Annotated in this window: 13 protein-coding genes; 8 read left to right on the top strand and 5 right to left on the bottom strand. The window is 64.6% G+C overall.

Annotation, left to right across the window (positions count from 1 at the left end; all coding sequences use genetic code 11):
* The first annotated feature begins 627 nt into the window (after positions 1–627).
* From CI41S_RS37990 to CI41S_RS37980, 3 genes are all read left to right on the top strand, one after another.
* Positions 628–1,899 carry a cytochrome P450 gene (locus CI41S_RS37990; RefSeq protein ID WP_139864147.1) on the top strand — a complete coding sequence of 424 codons (1,272 nt, stop codon included), beginning with the start codon at positions 628–630 and terminating at the stop codon, positions 1,897–1,899.
* A 227-nt stretch (positions 1,900–2,126) separates the two neighbouring features.
* Positions 2,127–3,401 carry a cytochrome P450 gene (locus CI41S_RS37985; RefSeq protein WP_139864146.1) on the top strand — a complete coding sequence of 425 codons (1,275 nt, stop codon included), beginning with the start codon at positions 2,127–2,129 and terminating at the stop codon, positions 3,399–3,401.
* A gap of 516 nt (positions 3,402–3,917) precedes the next feature.
* Positions 3,918–6,164 (top strand): hypothetical protein, encoded by a 2,247-nt coding sequence (locus CI41S_RS37980; RefSeq protein ID WP_139864145.1) that lies wholly within the window; start codon positions 3,918–3,920, stop codon positions 6,162–6,164.
* Between the two features lie 85 nt (positions 6,165–6,249).
* Here the strand turns inward: CI41S_RS37980 and CI41S_RS37975 are convergent, their stop codons facing one another.
* Together CI41S_RS37975 and CI41S_RS37970 are read right to left on the bottom strand one after the other, a co-directional pair.
* On the bottom strand, positions 6,250–6,675 hold the full coding sequence (locus tag CI41S_RS37975; protein ID WP_139864144.1) for a hypothetical protein: 426 nt from the start codon (positions 6,673–6,675) through the stop codon (positions 6,250–6,252).
* 79 nt (positions 6,676–6,754) lie between these two features.
* Positions 6,755–7,264, bottom strand: coding sequence for a MarR family winged helix-turn-helix transcriptional regulator (locus CI41S_RS37970; protein ID WP_139864143.1), 510 nt, complete (start codon positions 7,262–7,264; stop codon positions 6,755–6,757).
* 101 nt (positions 7,265–7,365) lie between these two features.
* Here CI41S_RS37970 and CI41S_RS37965 point away from each other — a divergent pair, with 101 nt between their 5' ends.
* The 3 genes from CI41S_RS37965 to CI41S_RS37955 all read left to right on the top strand — a co-directional run bounded on the left by CI41S_RS37965 (position 7,366) and on the right by CI41S_RS37955 (position 11,169).
* A complete protein-coding gene (locus CI41S_RS37965; RefSeq protein WP_139864142.1) occupies positions 7,366–8,253 on the top strand; it encodes an alpha/beta fold hydrolase in 888 nt (295 codons plus the stop codon).
* 50 nt (positions 8,254–8,303) lie between these two features.
* Positions 8,304–9,107, top strand: coding sequence for an isocitrate lyase/PEP mutase family protein (locus CI41S_RS37960; RefSeq protein ID WP_139864141.1), 804 nt, complete (start codon positions 8,304–8,306; stop codon positions 9,105–9,107).
* Positions 9,108–9,318: 211 nt separating this feature from the next.
* On the top strand, positions 9,319–11,169 hold the full coding sequence (locus tag CI41S_RS37955; protein WP_139864140.1) for a class I SAM-dependent methyltransferase: 1,851 nt from the start codon (positions 9,319–9,321) through the stop codon (positions 11,167–11,169).
* Between the two features lie 26 nt (positions 11,170–11,195).
* Here the strand turns inward: CI41S_RS37955 and CI41S_RS37950 are convergent, their stop codons facing one another.
* Both CI41S_RS37950 and CI41S_RS37945 read right to left on the bottom strand, forming a co-directional pair.
* Positions 11,196–12,149, bottom strand: a complete 954-nt coding sequence (locus tag CI41S_RS37950; protein WP_139864233.1) for an ABC transporter substrate-binding protein — start codon at positions 12,147–12,149, stop codon at positions 11,196–11,198.
* Positions 12,150–12,310: 161 nt separating this feature from the next.
* Complete coding sequence (locus tag CI41S_RS37945) at positions 12,311–14,038, bottom strand: adenylate/guanylate cyclase domain-containing protein (RefSeq protein WP_139864139.1); 1,728 nt, start codon at positions 14,036–14,038, stop codon at positions 12,311–12,313.
* Between the two features lie 391 nt (positions 14,039–14,429).
* Between CI41S_RS37945 and CI41S_RS37940 the strand changes: the two genes are divergently transcribed.
* Positions 14,430–14,987, top strand: a complete 558-nt coding sequence (locus CI41S_RS37940) for a thiamine pyrophosphate-binding protein (protein ID WP_139864138.1) — start codon at positions 14,430–14,432, stop codon at positions 14,985–14,987.
* Entirely contained in the window at positions 14,987–15,580 is a 594-nt protein-coding gene (locus tag CI41S_RS37935; protein WP_139864137.1) for a thiamine pyrophosphate-dependent enzyme, read from the top strand. The genes CI41S_RS37940 and CI41S_RS37935 overlap by 1 nt, the downstream gene beginning before the upstream one ends.
* A 126-nt stretch (positions 15,581–15,706) precedes the next feature.
* On the opposite strand, the gene CI41S_RS37930 is transcribed toward CI41S_RS37935, so the two are convergent.
* Positions 15,707–16,630: a LysR substrate-binding domain-containing protein gene (locus CI41S_RS37930; protein WP_139864136.1), complete on the bottom strand. Its 924-nt coding sequence runs from the start codon at positions 16,628–16,630 to the stop codon at positions 15,707–15,709.
* Positions 16,631–16,778 lie beyond the last annotated feature (148 nt).

The raw sequence follows: 16,778 nt of genomic DNA, 5'->3' as shown, positions 1-16,778 counted from the left end.
AATCTCTGCGGATCAAAATCACAGATTGGTCGCGGCGAGTGTGATCCAGGTTTCACACGAGGTCGAGAGCGCGGTCGGTTTTTGGCCGGATGCGGTGGCTTTTGCATTAATGGGGCGTTGTCGATCCGTGAGCCGTTGGACGTGTGGTTGATGCCGCGGCGCCTATCACTGGCGCCATCGCCCGCGGCCACCCCTCTCCCCAACCCTCCCCCGCAAGGGGGGAGGGAGCCGTTCAACCCTGCGTCCCTTACGAGCAAAGGCGAAAGTTAGATGCTGAGAGTCGGATTGCGATGTGAGGTGAGCACGCCGAAAGGGCTCCCTCCCCCCTTGCGGGGGAGGGTTGGGGAGAGGGGTGCCGCTTGCTCCGCTCTTCGTTGATCGGCTCCTCAAATCTTTTGCTGCCCTCACGAGCAGATCACGCCAAATCAAACGCTGTTTCAAACAGCTTCGCTCGCCGCTACCGCCGCATGGCGCCCGGAATTGGCCGCTTTGGACGGGTACCGATGCGGCCAAATGCGCGCCGAAGGCCTTGCGCAAACCCGCGAATGGGAATGTAATTCGATAAAACATCTGCGCCGGGCATTGCCTTCCCATTGCCCGGCTGCTGAAACGGTTGAGGAGCCGCTCATGCACGGGACCGTCGATCTCGTCGAAGACGCCAATCTGGATGCCGCGCGCGAGCGCGCCAATGCGCTGCCGTTGTCGGATTACGATCCCGGCGATCCCGAGCTGTTCAAATCGGATACGTTCTGGCCGTATTTCGACCGGCTGCGCCGCGAAGACCCGGTGCATTACTGCAAGGACTCGATGTTCGGGCCGTACTGGTCGGTGACCCGCTACAACGACATCATGGACATCGAGACCAACCATTCGGTGTTCTCCTCCGCCGCCGCGCTCGGCGGCATCACCATCCGCGACGTGCCGCCGGATCTGCGCCGCGAAAGCTTCATCGCGATGGACCAGCCGCGCCATTCGGCGCAGCGCAAGACCGTGGCGCCGATGTTCACGCCGACGCATCTCGACGAGCTCGCGATCAACATCCGCAAGCGCTCGACCGAATGCCTCGACAATCTGCCGCGCGGCGAGGTGTTCGACTGGGTCGACAAGGTCTCGATCGAATTGACCACGCAGATGCTCGCGGTGCTGTTCGACTTCCCCTGGGAGGACCGTCGCAAGCTGACGCGCTGGTCTGATGTCGCAACCACCCTGCCCGGCGCCGGCGGCCTTGTGGCGACGGAGGACGAGCGGCAGGCCGAGCTGATGGAATGCGCCGGCTATTTTGCGCGGCTGTGGAAGGAGCGTTCGAGTCAGCCGCCGAAGAGCGACCTGCTCTCGATGATGGCGCACTCCGACGCCACGCGGAACATGGACCCGAAGAATTTTCTCGGCAATCTGATCCTGCTCATCGTCGGCGGCAACGACACCACGCGCAACACACTGTCCGGCAGCATCTATGCGTTGAGCAAGCATCCGGAGCAGTACAGGAAGCTGAAGGCCAATCCGGCGCTGATCGACAGTTTCGTGCCGGAGGTAATCCGCTGGCAGACCCCGCTCGCGCATATGCGGCGCACTGCGCTCGCCGACTACGAATTCCGCGGCCGCCAGATCAAGAAGGGCGACAAGGTGGTGATGTGGTACGTCTCGGGCAACCGCGACGAGGAGGCGATCGAGCGGCCCTACGAGTTCGACATCGAGCGCGCCCGGCCGCGCACCCACATCTCGTTCGGCTTCGGCATCCACCGCTGCGTGGGCCTGCGGCTCGCCGAGCTGCAGCTGAAGATCATCTGGGAGGAAATCCTCAAGCGGTTCGACACCATCGAGGTGGTCGGGGAGCCGCAACGGGTGTATTCAAGCTTCATCAAGGGCTACGAGACGCTGCCGGTCCGCATCGCCGCGTGAGAGGCCCAGTAGCTATCGCGCTGAGACATTTGCATCGCTTGGCCTGAGTGAGGAAGGCACAATCGGATGGGTTCCCTCCCCCCTTGCGGGGGAGGGTTAGGGAGAGGGGTGAGCCCCACGAGCGGTGCGCGTGGCTTACCCCTCTCTCCAACTCTCCCCCGCAAGGGGGGAGAGAGCCCTCCCACTTCCCGTGAGGCTTTAGGAAAATTGTGGAGAGAGAGATCACGATGAACGTCCAGACCGCAATCCGTGCCGATCGCGCCGAGCTGCTGCGCCAGGCGCGCGAGGAAGCGTATGCGACGCCGCTGCAGGATTTTCATCCCGGCGCGCCAAGACTGTTCCAGAACGACACGCTGTGGCCGTGGTTCGAGCGGCTGCGCAAGGAAGAGCCGGTGCATTACTGCACCAACGCGCCGATCGAGCCGTACTGGTCGGTGGTGAAGTACAACGACATCATGCATGTCGACACCAGCCACGGCATCTTCTCCTCGGATTCCACCCTCGGCGGGATCTCGATCCGCGACGTGCCGCCGGGCTACGACTATCCGAGCTTCATCGCGATGGACCAGCCGAAGCACGCCCATCAGCGCAAGACCGTGTCGCCGATGTTCACCCCGACGCATCTTGACGAGCTCGCAAAACTTATCCGGCAGCGCTCGCAGAGCGTGCTCGACAATCTGCCGCGCAACGAGACCTTCAACTTCGTCGAGCGCGTCTCGATCGAACTGACCACCCAGATGCTGGCGACGCTGTTCGACTTCCCCTGGGAGGAGCGGCGCAAGCTGACGCGCTGGTCCGACGTCTCCACCGCGCTGCCGAAGAGCGGCGTCGTCGAATCGCCGGAGCAGCGCCGCCGCGAGATGGACGAGTGCTACGCCTATTTCTCAAAGCTGTGGAACGAGCGCGTCAACTCCGCCCCGCGCAACGACCTGCTTTCGATGATGGCGCATAGCGACGCCACGCGGCACATGGACCCCGACAATCTGATGGGCAACATCATCCTCCTGATCGTCGGCGGCAACGACACCACCCGCAACACCATGAGCGGCTCGGTGCTGGCGCTGCACGAGCATCCCGACCAGTTCCAGAAGCTGAAGGACAACCCGGCGCTGATCGACACCATGGTGCCCGAGGTGATCCGCTGGCAGACCCCGCTGGCGCATATGCGGCGCACTGCGCTTGTCGACACCGAGGTCGGCGGCAAGACGATCAAAAAGGGCGACCGCGTCGTGATGTGGTACGTCTCCGGCAACCGCGACGACGAGGTGATCGACCGGCCCGACGAGTTCATCATCGACCGCGCCCGGCCGCGCATCCATCTGTCGTTCGGCTTCGGCATCCACCGCTGCGTCGGCATGCGGCTCGCCGAGCTGCAGCTCAAAATCGTCTGGGAAGAGATGCTGAAGCGCTTCGACCGCATCGAGGTGGTCGGCGAACCGAAGCGGGTCTATTCCAGCTTCGTGCGCGGCATCGAGACCCTGCCGGTGCGGATCCCGGGCTGACGGCGCGTGCGCCGCGGCCACGCGGCGCGACTCAGAATTGAAAGGGCATAACCGAGACGGAGATCTTGCCGTCCGATGCTCGCTGGACGGTGAACTCGATCTCCTTCGAAGCTTTCACGTCGCCCACGCTCACCGAAATCCCGCCGCTGCATTGCAACGTTCGCTTCGATCCGGCGAAGCATCGTTTTTATGGGGGCCCGAGGGAGCAACGCCCCCTGCCGCCGTTCGCGGGACCACGTCATCAACATGAAGTTGCAAACCAACCTGACATGCATCTATAATTTCCGACGAGCGCTTCCGGCTTTTCTGCAAGCGCTGCCTACAAAGTCACCACGCTCTTCGCAAAAAAAGATCCTCAACTCCTTTCGCGACCTGATCGCAAAGCACGGCTGAACGCATCTGCGGCGCAATCAGGGATATAGCCGGCCGGTTTGGCTGTGCGGGCGGCAGGTAACAAGCCTGCGGCCCCGTGCCAATGCTTCCCAACGAAACCAGACTCGCCCAGGAAACCTGTCGATGACATCCCTTCACGCAACGCCGTCCGCACTCGATGTGTATTCGCAAGCAGCCCCGTGGACCAACGCCACGCCGAACCGCATTCTGAAAACCGCGGCGGTGCCGGTCTCATTGCCCTATATCGGCATGACCGCGTGGGACGCCAACACCGCAAGGTTCAGCGCGGTTTCTCCGCCGGATCCGACGACCGGCGTGCAATATTTTTGCATCGTCCTGGACGACGGCGGCACGCCGACCGGGATGCGGTACGACTTCAGCCTCAACCCGGTCGCGCTATCCGGGCATTCGGGCGCGGCAGGCGTCTTCGAGACTCTCGCCGACGACTGCCAGCTCTCCGCATTCAACGGATGGACCTACGTCATCGATCCGGCGAGCGGCAGCCATTACTTCGTCTGCGCCGCGTCTGCGACATCGCCAACTCCGAGCAACGGGCTGTACTGGCTCTGCTTGACCGAGAACTACAAATTCTTTCCGCCGATGATGCAGGTCTACCAACCGACCTCCGGCATCGAGCCGCAGGGAGTTTGGTCGATCGGCGAGACGGTCTGGTTCACCAAGCAGGACGGCTCGCTCTGGCAGGTATTGCTTGCCGACGTGCTGACGAACAAGACCACCTCGTTGCAGCAGATCAGCTCAACCGGAATCGTTCAGGGTATTGTTACCGATGCCACAGCGGCTCCCGCCTGCTATGTGCTGTCGGCGGTTGCGAGCGCTGGCGGCTACAGCCTGGTCGAGTTCCAGGCGGGCAACCCGGCAAGCGCGGTGACGATCGAGACGGGATTTGCCCTCGGCACGATCAAGACGACCCCTGACGGCGCGGTCTGGAAGGTGGTCTCCGATCTCAACCCGAACGATCTTCAGCAGCCGAAGTCAGAGGTCGCCCTGTTGGTCCCGAGCTATCCCGTCAACGGCCGCAACCCCGCCTGGATCGATCCGTTCGCCAGCGCCGACCCCTCACTTTATCCGGCCGGACTGACGCAGTCCATCATGGACGCGATCCCGCTCTCCGCCACCGACATCCTGCTGCTGACGACGCCGAACGCGAGTTCCTACGCGTTGAACGATACCGGCGGCAGCATGGTGTGGCAGATGACCCGCGTCGGCATCGGCGTGTTCGATCAGCCGGCCGTTCCGCTCCATTCATACAGCGGCGACGCGCTCGCCGCCTACTCCCAGATCAGCCAGGACCTGATCAAGGGCGGCCCGACCGCGAACGACATCCGGGCGCAATATAGCCAGATGTCCGCAGCACAGGCCGGTGATTATGTCACCGCGCTGGCAACGATGACGGTGCCGCCGACCTTTTCGAACAAGGCTGCGTGGAGCGGCGTTCAAAACGACCTGCAAAACGAGTTGAACGATCTGGTGTCGTCGGCCTCGTTCTGGTCTGCGATGTCGCAAGTCGTCGTCGTGCAAAGTCAGATCGAAAGTCTGGCGGCAAGTTACGTCGCAAACGCGCTCGTGATCCCGACGACCGCGACCTTGATCAGCAGCACCGCCCGTCAGGTCAACGCCCTGAATATTGCCTCCGTAACCGCCGGCGGCGCCGGCTCTGTGCTCACTTGCCTCGGCGGGATCCTCGCAGTCACTGCGCCGGAAGGCGCAGCGGTACTGGGCCTGTTTTCGGCAGCGGCGGCCGTCGTCGGCCTGCTGTGTGCGTTCTTCAGGTCTCGCAACACCGACTACTCCATCAGCGTGAGCGATCCGGCGTACTACATCAGCGCCAAGCTCGGAGAGGTCGACAATGATCTGGGCAAGGTGTTCGCCGCGACGCAGGACATGATCATATCCTACGCCGCAGCCGCGACCAGGGACGGCGGGATTTTGGCGACGGTCGGCGCCCTCTACCGAAACGGGACGTGGACCGCGAATCCGCCCGACTACAAAGCGGGTTCAAACGAGGTGCCGAGCTCCTTCCAGGCCTATCGCGACGGGTGCGTGCATTCCTATCTTCAGGCGTTCGTGCCGCTCGTCACCGCAATCAATCTCATTGTCGTCAACAACGATCAGCAATGGAACACGTACAAGGACAAACCGGTCTATGTCAGCCCGACACACACGTGGTGGAACACGATGGGCGATAATTACAAGGGAGCTTTGCTGCAATACGCGTCGGACAGCGATCAAAGCAAGCCGCTCGGCCAGGACCTCGACGCGCTGCTGTTCACGACCTTGGGCTATTCCTACGCGGAAGTGTTCCTGCAATGGAATATTCCGACGACGCCGTCATGGATATCGGACGAATAGGGAAGCGAGGTCGCCTCGCGCGTTTTCGCCAACTGTCGACATTGCGCTGGATCAGCCGCGGCGAGCGCGCCGCGGCCACGCGGCGTCAGAATTGAAACGGCACCACCGAAACGGAGATCTTGCCGTCCGATGCGCGCTGCACCGTGAACTCAATTTCCTTCGAGGCTTTCACGTCGCCCACGCTCACCGAAATGCCGCCGCTGCATTGCAACGTCCGCTTGTCCGGACTCGTCGAGGTCGTGACCATTCTCTCACTGAGAAGGTAAAGCGGCTTGCTGTTCTCCGGATTCGGTTTAGCCGTCGACTCCTTGGCGGCGTAGTTGACCAGCGGATTGCGATGGTCGTCCGCAACGCGCTGGAGCACGGCATTGCGCGTGTCGATGGAATCGCATTCGAGCTTGTTCTCGCCGCAAGCACTCAAAAGAAGCAAAAATGCAAAACACCAGACAGCAAGCGATCGATCGGGGACATTCGGCATCCAGGGGTGCCTTGCGCGGTTGATGACATCCAACAACCGGCCCGGCGATGCATCGTTCCTGTGAGGTTCCCTTGGCGGTCCATGATCTGCCGCCAACGGGAATGGATCGGCGTTAGCGCGCGCGCTTGCCCTTGCTGGTCGGCAGCGGGCAACGCGTACACACCCTGTCGTCGCACATCCGGCAGATCGTGAAGCGATCCATCTCGCTGGTATCCTGCCGCACCAGCAGGTCGCGGATCAGCGTGCCGAGCCGCTTGGTCTCCGTCGGCGACAGCACATTCAGCAGCGACGCAACCGCTGAAATCCGCGACGCCATCAGTTCCTTCCGGGTCGCGGCGCCCTTCGGCGTCAGATGCAGCGCGACCTCCCTGGCGTCATCGCCCGGCCGGCGCTCGACCAGTTGATCCGACACCAGACGGTCCACCAGGCGGACCGTTCCGGAATGCGACAGGCCGAGGATGCGGCGCAGCTTCTCGTTGGTCATGCCCTCGCCATAGCCGATGACGACGAGCGCCGCAGGCGTCTCGCCGCCACGGCCGATGACCTCGCGCGCGCCATGCTCGATCCGGTCCATCACGGCGAGCGACAGCGCCCCCAGCAAATTGGCGATTTCAGTGTCCATGCCACCGACAATATGTGCGCAGCACACAAAAAACAACTTGACCTGATGTATGCGCTACGCATATATGCGTTACGCACATAATTAGGTAGAGGAAAACGACGATGAGCGCATTAGCAGTTGCCAATGTCACCGGCAGCGAGCCGGTTCTGAAATACGTGACGGCCAACGGCGTGCGGTTCGCCTATCTCGAGCAGGGCAGCGGGCCCCTCGTGATGTTCATGCACGGCTTTCCCGACAATGCCTGGTCCTATCGCAAGCAATTGCAGGTGTTTGCCGATGCCGGATATCGCGCGGTCGCGCCGTTCCTGCGCGGCTATGCGCCGACCGAGATTCCGGCCAACGGGGTGTTCGATCCGATCGAGCTCGGCAAGGATCTGGAAGCGCTGATTGCGGCGCTGAGCGACGACGGACAGGCGCGCGTCGTCGGCATGGACTGGGGCGGCACGTCGACCTTTCAGGCGCTCGCCACGGCGCCTGCGGCGATCAAGGCCGCCGTGGTCATGAACACCGCGCACCCGATCACGATCGCGAGCCTCAGGAGCGATCCCGATGCCGTTCGATCGGTCTTCCATGTCTATTTCTTCACGGTGCCCGGCGCTCACGCGGCGGTCAACATCGAGGGACTTCCCTTCGTCGACTATCTCTGGAAGTTGTGGTCGCCAGCCCTGCAGAACGACGAGCATCTGCGCTCGGTCAAGCAGACGCTGAGCTCTCCCGGCACCATGAAGGCTGCGCTGAAATACTACAACGGCCTGGTCGATGCGGGAGTTGCGGGCCGGCTGCCGATCAACGACATGCACACGCCGACGCTGACGATCTATGGCGGCAACGATCCGACCGCGCGGTATTCAATCCAGGAAGAGCCGCTGTTCAAGGGGCCACATCGGCGCGTTGTGCTGCCCGGCGTCGGCCACTTCCCGCACCTCGAGCGCGAGGCCGAAGTCACCGGCCTGATCATGGACTGGTTCAGGACGCACGCGCCCGACTGAACACGTGTGCCGACCGCAGGATCGAAATTCACTGAACAGGAGTGCGTGCAATGGACGCCAGGACACAGCAGCAATACGCCGAGACGTTTCGCGGTCTTCACAGGGCGGGCGATCCGCTCGTCCTCTTCAACGCCTGGGACGTCGCCACCGCCAAGGCGATCGCAAAGACGTCGGCGGCGGTCGCGACCAGCAGCGGGGCGGTCGCGGCAGCGCTCGGCTACGCCGACGGCGAACATGTTCCGTTCGACATGGTGGCCGGCCTGGTGTCGCGGATGACGGCGGCGGTTTCGGTTCCGGTCTCGATCGATCTGGAGGCGGGCTATGGCGACACGCCGGAGGCGGCCGCGACGACGGCGGCCGGGATACTGAAAGCCGGCGCCATCGGCATCAATATCGAAGACGGGCTGTCCGGCGGACAGCGGCGGCTCGTCGATCCGAAGCAGCATGCCGCCAAGATCAGGGCGGTGCGCGACACGGCGCAGGCGCTCGGAATTGATCTGTTCATCAATGCGCGGACCGATCCGTTCCTGCTGAAATTCGGATCGCCGGAGCAGTGCCTGGAGGAAGCGGCACGGCGCGCGGCGGTTTACGCCGAGGCCGGCGCGGACGGAATCTTCGTCCCCGGCCTCACCGACCTCACGCTGATCGAGCAGCTGGTTCAGCGCACGCCGCTGCCGGTCAACATCATGGTGACGCAGGGTGTCCCCGCAATCACAGATCTCGCCCGCGCCGGCGTGCGGCGGATCAGCCTCGGACCGTGGCCGATGATGGCGGCGATGCGGGCGATCGGACAGGCCGCCGCCACGGTCGCCGCGAGCAAGCAATACGGCACGTTCCTGCAACCGAACGGCTGAGCGCGGACAATCGCCACGCTCAAACGGGTGAGCGTGGCGCGCGTCGATCGCGCCCCATCGTTCGGATCGAGGCAACCGCCATCGGCTAGATTATCCTTGGCTGCAATCCTGATCCGCCCTATGTCTGCCCGATGATTGCGCCGCCCGGATCGCCGCCGTTTTTCGGTGCGCGGTTCGGCGGCGCTGACACTTCGGGCCGGTTGACGGGACCATGAACCGAAAAGAACGACGTGCGGCCGAGAAGCAACGCGGCGCCTCCGCGGGAAGCGCGAACGCGCCGGCCTTCGCGGCCGGTATCGGCATTGCCGACCTCGCCGCCGAGGCGAGCCGGTTGCGCACGATCGGCCGCATCCATGAGGCGCAAGCGATTTGCCGCGACATTCTCGCGCGCGAGCCCGATCATGTGCAGAGCCTGAACCTGCTCGGCCTGATCGCGCAGGCCGCCGGCGATCACCGCGCCGCCGCAAAACTGTTCGCGAAGGCGATCGCGGCGGACGAGGTCAACGCCGCCTGCCATTACAATGCTGGCAATTCGTACCAGGCGCTCGGGCAACGCAGCAAGGCGGCCGCGCATTTCAGCAAGGCGCTGGCGCTCGGCATGGAAGACAAGGCGCTCGCCTTCATCCTGCAAAGTCCTGTCATCGCCGGATATGTCGGGCGGATTGCGAGCAAGTGGCCGCTGGCGATCACGGCCGCCGAATTGTTCGGCGGCGAAAGCATCGCCCCGCTGGCCAAGGATCTGTTCCTGCGCTGTGCGATGGAAGCGACGACGCTGCCGAGCATGCAGCTCGAACTGCTGCTGGGACATGCGCGCGCCGAGTTGCTGCGGCTGGCGGGCACGCCGGGCAAGGATCGCGCCGCACCCGACGACGACATCGTCGGCTTCGCCTGCGCGCTGGCGCGGCAGTGTTTTATCAGCGAATATGCCTATGCGCAGACCACGGCGGAAAGCGGCGATGCCGATGCGCTGCGCGATCGATTGCTGCAGAACCTGGCGTCGGGGGCCACCATCACGCCGCTCGCGCTGTCGGTCGTTGCCGCCTATGTCCCGCTTCATACCCTGCCGACGGCGGAAACACTGCTGCGCCGGGACTGGCCGGCGAGCGTGGCCGGCCTGCTGCGGGTGCAGCTTCGCGAGCCGCTCGAGGAAGCGAGCGATCGCGCGCACATTGCAGCGCTCACGCCCATCGAGGACAGCGTCTCGGTGCAGGTGATGCACCAGTACCAGGAAAACCCCTATCCGCGCTGGACCATCAATCCACTGACCGCATTTGCGGCAGATCAGGCGCGCGGCAAGATCGCGCCGACGGCGGAGCGGCAGGCCGAACTGGAGATCCTGATCGCGGGCTGCGGCACCGGCTCGCACGCGATCCAGATCGCGCAGGTCTATCCGAACGCCCGCCTGCTCGCGGTCGACATCAGCCTGACCAGCCTCGCCTATGCGCGGCGCAAGACCCGCGAGCTCGGCTTGCGCAATATCGACTATGCCCAGGCGGATATTCTGGAGCTGGGGACGATCGGCCGCAGCTTCGATCATATCGAGTCGGTCGGCGTGCTGCATCACCTTGCCGAGCCGACCGCCGGCTGGCGCGTGCTGGTCTCGCTGCTGCGGCCGGGCGGCAAAATGCGCATCGGGCTCTACAGCGAGCTGGCGCGCCGCGTCATCGTCGAGGCCCGCGCGCGCATCGCGGCGCGCGGCTATCGCGCCACCGCCGACGACATCAGGCGGTGCCGCCAGGACATCATCCGCGAGGCCGAGCACTGGCCGATGCTGATCGGCGCGCGCGACTTCTACAGCATCAGCGGCTGCCGCGACCTGCTGTTCAACGTCATGGAGCACCGCCTCACGATCCCCGAGATCGCGGCATTCCTGAACGACAATGGTCTATCCTTCCAGGGTTTCGAACCGTTCGACGACCCGACGGTGCACGAAAAATTCCGCAAGCAGTTTTCGGGCGCGGCCGACGAGGCCAATCTGGAGCAATGGCACCGCTTCGAGGTCGATCATCCCGAGACGTTCTGGGACATGTATGTGTTCATGGCGGGCAAGAGCGCGCGCTGACGTCGCGGGACGCCGGGAAGCAGAACCTATTCGATCACGTCATCCGCGCCGCTGACCACCGACTGCGAGAATGCGCGGCCGAGCAGTTTGGCGGTCTTCAGGTTGATCACGAGCTCGACCTTGGTCACCAGCTGCACCGGCAGATCGGCCGGCCTCTCGCCCTTGAGCACCCGGCCGGCATAGATCCCTGCGCGGCGATGCGACTGCACGAAATCGCCGCCATAGCTCATCAACCCGCCGGCCATCGGAAAATCCCGGGTCTGCGTGATGGCGGGAACGCCGTACTTGATCGCGAGCTCGGCCAATCGCCGGCTGCGAAAGGCAAAATAGGGATCGGAGCAGAACACCAGCGCGTTGGCCGACTCCCGGCCCACGGCAGCGAAGACCTCCTCGAATTCCTCTTCCTTGCTTGCGTTCAGCACCAGCAGCTTGACGCCGAGGGTTTCGGCGGCGGCGCGCAGCCGCTGCAATTGCGAGCCGGCAGTCGGGCTGGTCGGGTTGGCGACGACGCCCAAGGTGGTCGCCGCCGGCAACAGCTCGTGCATCAGCTCGAGCCGCTTCGGCGACACGTCGACGCTCAGGCTGGAAACGCCCGTGATGTTGCCGCCCGGCCGCGACAGGCTGTCGACCACACCGAGCGCAACGGGATCGCCGCCCATCTCGAACACGATGGTCTTGGTGACGCCGGCAGCCTTTGCGGCAAGCGCGACCGGCGCGCCGCCGGGCGCCACCACCAGATCGACATTGTGCGCGATCAGTTCGCCGGCCAAAGCAGGCAGGCGAGCATATTGCCCATGGGCCCATTGATAATCGATCGTGACATCGCGTCCCTCGACAAAGCCGGCTTCGCGAAGGCCCTGGTGAAAAGCCCGCAGCCGGCTGGCAAACAGCTCGGGCGATTCCGGGCAGAGATAGCCGATCACCGGCATCGACGGCTTCTGCGCATGCGAGGATGTGGTCGAGGTCGCGGCGGCCGCCATCATCAACAGGACGTCGCGCCGGCTGGCGCGCCGGTGCGACGTTGCTGCACTGGGATCAGCGCTTGTCATTGTTTTGCGAACCCGCTGCCGTCGATCGAAGCATATCCCGCGACCGGCCTGTCGCCAACGCAATGCACCGGGCATAAGCGGGGCGGCATCGGCTACAGCGCCCCAAACGAAATTCCAAACACCGGAATTGCCTCGTCGAAGCCCTTGATTTGTCGATTGCCGATATCGTGCAGCGGGCGCTGGCCGCCAACGTTGGTGGCGATCTCGACGTCGAGCAGGATTTCCCGGTCTGCGGCAGATGCGCACAGGCGGGCCGCGAGATTCACCACAGTGCCGATCGCGGTGTAATCGAGCCGGTCCTCGTAGCCGATCCGGCCGACGATCGCCGATCCGCCGGCGAGCCCGACGCCGAAGCCGATCTGGTAGCCGCGCGCTCGCCAGCCGGCGATCAGCTCCTGCACCCGCTTCTGCATTTCGATCGCAAGGTCGACCGCGCGCAGCGCCGGCTGCTCGACCGCGACGGGTGCGTTGACCAGCACCATCAGGCCGTCGCCGGAAAAGCTGATCAGCGTCGCCTCATATTGCGCAATCGCCCTGCCGAGCACCTCATAATAGGCCGACAGCACGCCCATGACTTCCTCGGGGGCGACGCCCGCGGAAAACGCGGTGAAGCCGCGCAGATCGCAGAACACCACGGCGACGTCGGTGCGGCGGCCGTCCAGCACGCTGTCGTCGCCGGTCCGGTCGACGAGGTCGGCGACCTGCGGCGCGAGGAAGCGCTTCAGCTTGGCGATGCGCTCCTGGTGCTGCTGCGCGAGCGCGAGGCCGCCGGCCATCTTGTTGAAACTGTCGGCGAGGCGCTGAAACTCGTCGCCGGTCTGCAGCGAGATGCGGTGATCGAAGGCGCCGGCGCCGATCCGCTCGGTGCCTTCCTCGAGCAGCTTGATCGGCACCGTCATCCGGTGCGCCAATGCATAGGCCAGCAGCCCGGCGAAGATGGTGCCCATCGCGAGCAGCGTCGCGGTGCGCCGCAAGGCGGCATAGATCGGCGCGTAGGCTTCGGAAAGCGGCTGCTCCACCACCACGGTCCAGTCCGGGCCCGCCACCGGCGCGGCGCTGACGGCGACGGTGCGTCCGTCTGCAGCCTGGCTGGTCGCAAAGTCCGCCCCCGGGCCGATCGCGTCGCGTACCGCGCGAAATGGCCGCGAGGTGGTCTCTTCCGCTCCGCGCAGCACGAGGCTGAGGTCGGGATGCGCGATCAGCCGGCCGGGCCGGTCGAGCACAAAGGCAAGGCCGGTCTCGCCCACCTTGATCGCCGAGATCACATCCCAGATCAGCTTGAGATTGACCTCGGCAATGACGGCGCCGGACGACGGCCGGTTGCCCACCACCGCGACCGTCAGATAGGGCTCCGAGCCGCGGTTGTAGCTGACGTCGCTGAACCAGACCTGGGTCGCTCGGGCGCCGACCAGCGCAGGGTCGGCGGACCGGTCGGTGCGGCTCTCGATGCGATTGAGGCTGACCCGCGAGACGTGGAGGCGCTCCAGCGCGTTGTGGTCGAGCAATGTCAGGCTAACGATGGCCGGCGCCTGCCGCAGCAGCCGCTGCGCATCGGTGCGCCGCCGCTCGTCGACCTCGTCGGTCCATGGCAGCTGCACCAGCCAGCCGAGTTGGGTGGAAATATCGTGGATGAAGTTATGGATTTCAGCGGCGGCGGACGACGCCTCGGCGTCGAGCAGCTGGTCGACCCGCGCGCGCTGATCGCGGTAACCGAACCAGGCCTCGACGACGCCATTGATGGCAAGCGGGACCGCGACGGCCATGAAGAGCACGAGGAAATACTTTGGAAACAGGCCGCGAAACCGATCTCGGACAATCATGCCCTGGTACCTGAAAAAGCGACGGGTCGATCAATATTCCGAAAAAATGTCGCCTTTGCTGTGCCGGCCGGCGCTGCCGCTACTCTGCATTGCAAAACATAGGGAACCGCGTTTTAGGCTGCAATGAGGCTGCCTGCCGAGCCCGCCAAATGACACAGCCTCGTGACCTCGCCGGGCTACCGTTTCGGCGGGGCTATAAAATCCCGGCATAGCTGCGCGAAACAGATGCGAAGAGAGTAACGCCCGCTCACGCGCTATCCCATCGGCGTGAGGCCGCGCCACTGCGCTGCCTTTCCGTCCCGATGGAATCGGGACGGATTCTTTGTTTGACGCGTTTTCTTCATGCGAACCGGTATCCACTTCGCTTGAAAACGCTCTAGCCGAGGCCAAGATGGACCAAATTGCCGTTCACCAGGACAACGCGACCGGCGCCGACTGGCCGGTTGCGATCTACCGCACGCTGAAGGAATTTGGCGTGGCGCAGCTGTCCTATGTGCCCGATGCGGGGCATTCCAAGCTGATCAAGCTGTCGCACGCCGATCGCGCCATCAAGACCACGGTGCTGACCACCGAGGAGGAAGGCGTGGCGCTGTCCGCCGGCGCCTGGCTCGGCGGCGAGCGCGCGGTGCTGCTGATGCAATCGAGCGGCGTCGGCAATTGCGTCAACATGCTGTCGCTGATGGCAAGCTGCCGCTTTCCGTTCCTGACGCTGGTGACGATGCGCGGCGAATGGGCCGAGTTCAATCCCTGGCAGATCCCGATGGGCCGGGCGACGCCGCAGGCGTTCGAGATCATGGGCGTCACCGTGCTGCGGCTGGAAAACCCGCAGGATACCGAGGAGGTGATCTCAGCCGCCGCCACGCTCGCCTATGACGGCGATCAGCAGGTCGCGGTGCTGATCTCGCAGCGGATGATCGGCCGCAAGAAGTGGACGAAGGAGACGCACTGATGTCAGAGCCAATTGGAACGCTCGATCGCCGCGCCGCGGTGAAGGCGCTGCTTGCCGACCGCGGCGATTTGCTCGTGATCTCCGGACTCGGCTCCTCGTCCTATGATCTGTTCGCCGCCGGCGAGCATCCCGGCAATTTCTATCTCTGGGGCGCGATGGGCGGCGCCGCGATGGTCGGGCTCGGGCTCGCGCTGGCGCAGCCGAAGCGCCCGGTGCTGGTCATCACCGGCGACGGCGAGCAGCTGATGGGAATCGGCAGCCTCTTGACCATCGCCGCCAAGCAGCCCGGCAATCTCTCGATCGCGGTGCTCGACAACGGCCAGTTCGGCGAGACCGGGATGCAGCCCAGCCATTCCGGCCTTGGTGCGAAGCTGGAAGTGATCGCGAGCGGCGCCGGCATCGGCTCGGTCAGCGACATCGCTGACATGGCCGGCGTCGAAGCATTTCGCGCGCGCCTGCGCGACGTCAACGGCGGCCCGCGGCTGGCGCGGATCCGGATCGCAGCCGGCGAGCTCGAACGCGCGCTGCCGCCGCGCGATGGCACGTATTTGAAAAACCGCTTCCGCGGCCATCTCGGCATCGCGGTGGCCTGAGACCATGTGAATGCATTCACCCCCGTCATTGCGAGCGAAGCGAAGCAATCCATCGCGCGGCATGCGCGGAGGCATGGATTGCTTCGCTTCGCTCGCAATGACGGGGATAAAGCGACGAAGCTGCCTTCAGGCGAGCTGGATGTCCCAGAGCCCCTCGGCGCGGCAGGCGGCGACCTCGTCGCGCAACAGTCTTGCGATCAGCGTGATCGCGTTGGAGCCGGGATGCTCGACCGGCGCGGCCAGCGCCAGCTCGCGGCGCGGTGCCGGCCGCGCCAGCGGCGCGGTCTCGAGCCGGCCGTCGGCGACCTCGGCGCGCACCGAGGACGGCGGCAGCAGCGTATATCCGAGCCCCTCCTCGACCAGGCTGGTCAGCACCCGGAACGAGTCCGCCTCGAGCTTGACGTCGATATCGAGCTTGCGCTTCGCGGCTGCGTGCTCGATCAGCGCACGGAGGCCGTGCGAATGACTGGGCAGCACCAGGCGCTGGCGCAGCAGCCAGCCGATATCGACCTGCTTCTTCTGCTTCAGCCCGCTGCCGCGCGGGCCGACCGCGACGATCGAGTCGCGGCCGAGGCTCTGCACCGCCAGATGCAGATCGACCGACGGGCCGTAGATCACGGCAAGATCCATCTCGCCGCGATGCAGCCACTCGATCAGATGGCCGCTGTAGCTTTCGACGATGCAGAGCGAGATGCCGGGATAGAGCTCCACAGTGCGGCGCGCAAGGCGCGCGGAGAGCACGCAGCTCACGGTCGGGATCAGTCCCAGCACCACGCGCCCCGACGGCGCGCCGCCGGCGGACTGGATGTCGTCGCGGATCTGGTCGATCTGCCGCACGATACCGCTGGTGCGTGCCAGCAGCAGGCGGCCCGCATCGGTCAGCACCATGCCGCGGCCATTGCGGGTGAACAGCTCGGTGCGCAGCTCGTGCTCCAGCAGCTTGATCTGCCGGCTCAGCGCCGGCTGCGCGACCCGCAGCGTATCGGAGGCCTTGCTCAGGCTGCCGAGTTCCGCGACACACGCAAAGGTCCTAAGCTGGCGGAAATCCATACTTGCCAATCCTGGAAGGCAGGTTCATACGCTATAACAAAACAGCATAGGGAGTTTACCGGGGCCCCACAACGGGCGCTTAGCCCGCTAGATTCTAGTGTTGACGCGTTTTCTTCACGCGAACCGGTACCCACTTCGCTCGAAAACG

Source organism: Bradyrhizobium ivorense, from assembly GCF_900696085.1.
In the GTDB taxonomy this organism is placed as follows: domain Bacteria; phylum Pseudomonadota; class Alphaproteobacteria; order Rhizobiales; family Xanthobacteraceae; genus Bradyrhizobium; species Bradyrhizobium ivorense.
The sequence above is the reverse complement of the archived record's forward strand: the minus strand, read 5'-3'. Positions and strand labels throughout refer to the sequence as shown.